The organism is Marinicella marina, from assembly GCF_030065545.1.
Taxonomy (GTDB): domain Bacteria; phylum Pseudomonadota; class Gammaproteobacteria; order Xanthomonadales; family Marinicellaceae; genus Marinicella; species Marinicella marina.
Genome location: NZ_JASJNC010000022.1, coordinates 1 through 281, shown reverse-complemented (window position 1 = coordinate 281; position 281 = coordinate 1). Strand labels below are relative to the sequence as shown.

Annotated in this window: 1 protein-coding gene; it reads left to right on the top strand. The window is 54.8% G+C overall.

The genetic code is table 11. The features are described 5' to 3' along the window. On the top strand, window positions 1-281 hold a 281-nt coding region (locus QNI24_RS15395; RefSeq protein ID WP_283708774.1), incomplete at both ends, for an Ig-like domain-containing protein.

The following is a 281-nucleotide window of genomic DNA, read 5'->3' as shown; positions in this document are numbered from 1 at the left end:
CAATGGTTCAGGTAATTGGTCTTGTACCGGTACTGTTGGCACCGATGGTGTTGATGGTGATGAAGTGGCCACTGCCACTGATGATGCCGGTAACACCGCCACCACACCAGCGCCTTTTGTGTTGGATAATGATGCGCCTCCGGCACCAACCATCATCACCCCAACCAATGGCGACCCAGTCAGTGGTACCGGTGAACCGGGTGCCGTGGTTACCGTAACCACACCATCTGGTGCCACTTGTACGGCAACAGTACAACTTGATGGCACTTGGTCTTGTACCC